2 protein-coding genes are annotated in these 2,272 nt (G+C 71.7%); both read right to left on the bottom strand.

Going from position 1 to position 2,272, the window contains the following annotated elements; translation table 11 throughout:
• Positions 1–111: 111 nt before the first annotated feature.
• On the bottom strand, positions 112–1,158 hold the full coding sequence (locus tag KBX53_RS30265; protein ID WP_210863108.1) for a S1 family peptidase: 1,047 nt from the start codon (positions 1,156–1,158) through the stop codon (positions 112–114).
• 407 nt (positions 1,159–1,565) lie between these two features.
• Complete coding sequence (locus tag KBX53_RS30270) at positions 1,566–2,042, bottom strand: helix-turn-helix domain-containing protein (protein WP_210863111.1); 477 nt, start codon at positions 2,040–2,042, stop codon at positions 1,566–1,568.
• Between the last annotated feature and the right edge of the window lie 230 nt (positions 2,043–2,272).

Genomic DNA, 2,272 nt, shown 5'->3' on the forward strand with positions numbered 1-2,272 from the left:
GTCCGGTCCCGGCTGACCGCCGACGCGTTCGCCGGTGTCGGCGGGGTCCGGTGGCCGTGAACGCGACGCGGGCCGCCGGAGTGTTCCGGCGGCCCGCGAGCGGTGCGTGGATCAGAAGACGCTGACGCCGTAGCGGCTGAGCGCCTCGGTGACCGGCTGGAAGAAGGTCGTGCCGCCGGTACGGCAGTTGCCGCTACCACCGGAGGTCAGGCCCAGCGCGGTGGTGTTGGCGAAGAGCGAGCCGCCGCTGTCGCCCGGCTCGGCGCAGACGTTGGTGCGGATCAGGCCGGAGACCGAACCCTCGGCGTAGTTCACAGTGGCGTTGGTGGCGGTCACCGAGCCGCTGCGCAGGCCGGTGGTGCTGCCGGAGCGCTGCACCGCCTGGCCGACGGACGCGTTGCCGGCGCCGGTGATGTCCCGGAAGCTGCCGTTGTAGAGGGACACGTTGCCGGCCGCGTTGGCCGAGTTGTTGTGCCGCACGATGCCGTAGTCGTTGCCCGGGAAGCTGGTGCCGGTACGGGTGCCCAGCAGCGCGGTCTGGGCGGAGTTCGAGTACCAGCTCGACGAGATGTTGGTGCAGTGCCCGGCCGTCAGGAACGAGTAGGTGCTGCCGCTGCGCACGTTGAAGCCGAGCGAGCAACGCCCGCCGCCACCGGCGTAGATGGCCTGACCACCGGAGATGCGGGTGCTCAGCACGCCCGCCTCGGCCTCGACCCGGACCGCGCCGTTGGCCCGCGCGGCGGCGGCCTTGACCCGCTCCAGCTTGGCCCCGGTGACGGTGCTGTCGACGGAGACGACGACCTGGTTGGTGACCGGGTCGCTCCACCAGGCGGTGCCGGGGATCTTGGCGGAGCGCTCCAGGTCGGCGGTGGCCCGGTTGAGCTCGGCCGCGCCGCGGGTGACGTAGCGGACGACGGCGCCGGCCTTGCTGGCCTTGCTGGCGGCGGCCGCGTCGGTCACCGTGACGACGGACTTGCCGCTGGCGTCGATGTACGAGCCGGCGGAGCGGTCGCCGAGTTCCGCGGCGATCGCGGCGGCGGCATCGGGTGACGCGGCGGGAGCGGCCTGAGCCGGCGCACCGATCAGCGAGCCGACGACCAGGGTTCCGGAAACGGCGACGTGAGCCGCAACACGGAATGAGGACCTCGTGGGTCGCATGTAACAACCTCCTGGGCGGGGGAGCGGGTCTCGCCGGGGGCGGCTGACCCGAGGGCAACCCGGCCGATCTGGGGAAACCGGCCGGCTGAGACTGAAGTATTCACATACTTAAGATCATTAACAAGGCTTGGATTCGCCCGAATTCACCGTCCTGGATCGGCCACACGGCCGCAACACCCTCGACACGCTGGTGAACAGGCACCGTCACACCCGACCGACGCCCGGCCCATCAGGAAGTGAACAACCATCGATGCGTTGCCGCGCACCGGGCGCGGCGCGCACCGCCCGCCGCGACGGGCACGACGGCGAGCGCCGGGTGATGAGCGCGGCCCGGTGAGCGCGCCGCGTGATGAGCGGGCCGCGTGAGGGCGCGGCGCGTGAGGGCGCGGCGCGACGGGCGCCGTCGGTCAGGGGGTACGGCGACGGGCACCGGGACCCGGGCGGGGCACCACGTCGCGTGGCCGACCGACGTCGTGCCCGTCGGCGCAGCGCAACTCGGCGCGTACCTCGGCGCCGCAGTCGCGGTGGGTGACGCTCAGCGGTGGGCCGTCCGCGTCGGCGAGGTACCGGTCACCCCAGCCGAGGACGGCGACCAGCACCGGCCACAGGTCCAGACCCTTCGCCGTCAGCCGGTACTCGTGGCGCAGGCGACTGCCGGGCTCCCGGTACGGCTCGCGACTGAGCACGCCCTGCTCTACCAGGCTGGCGAGCCGGTTGGTCAGCACCTGGCGCGGAATGCCGGTCCGCACCCGCATGTCGTCGAAGCGGCGTACGCCGGTGAACACCTCGCGCAGGACCACCAGCGTCCACCGCTCACCGAGGATCTCCATCGCACGGGCGATGGTGCAGTTCTCCACTGACCAGTCCAGAGCCGCAGGTCGCATCCGACCAGGCTAAGTCTCGTTGACAGACTCAGCAACCGGCTGCCAGGCTGCGTCCATGACGCAGACGCAGGAACCAGCGCGCAGCCGTACCTTTACCTGGGCGGACCCGTCGGTCAACGCCGCCCAGGTCGGTCAACGCAGCGGCCTGGACATGCTCCGGGCGATGATCGCCGGCGAACTGGCCGCGCCGCCGGTGATGCACCTTCTCGACATGAGCCGGATGGAAGCCG

Source organism: Micromonospora sp. M51 (genome assembly GCF_018070305.1).
Lineage (GTDB): Bacteria > Actinomycetota > Actinomycetes > Mycobacteriales > Micromonosporaceae > Micromonospora > Micromonospora parva.